Source organism: Gilvimarinus gilvus, from assembly GCF_030518155.1.
GTDB classification, from domain to species: Bacteria; Pseudomonadota; Gammaproteobacteria; order Pseudomonadales; family Cellvibrionaceae; genus Gilvimarinus; species Gilvimarinus gilvus.
In genome coordinates, this window is the sequence record NZ_JAULRU010000677.1 from 1 (window position 1) to 305 (window position 305).

The 305-nt window shown below is 36.1% G+C and carries 1 protein-coding gene; it reads left to right on the forward strand.

Going from position 1 to position 305, the window contains the following annotated elements:
* On the forward strand, positions 1–305 hold a 305-nt coding region (locus tag QWI17_RS16845; RefSeq protein ID WP_302723688.1), incomplete at both ends, for a hypothetical protein.

Sequence of the window (305 nt, forward strand, 5' to 3'; positions counted from 1 at the left end):
GTTCTGGTAATTGGAACGATAGAACACATTGGTCCAAAACCTCAGGTGGTACTGGCGGTTACTGTTCTCCTGGTCCTAATGATAATACATTTGTTGATAGAGGATCAGGATTTACGTTAAACGATAAAACAATCATTTTAGATAAAACGTCTTATACTCACAATATTTCTTTTGTTGATAGTTCTAATCCACCAACGTTAACAGAAAGCGGATCCCAAACGTTAAATATTTACGGTTCAAGTGAATGGCAAGAAGGAATGGGAACGATTAATTTGTCAAATATTTATTACCGTCATACAGGAGAG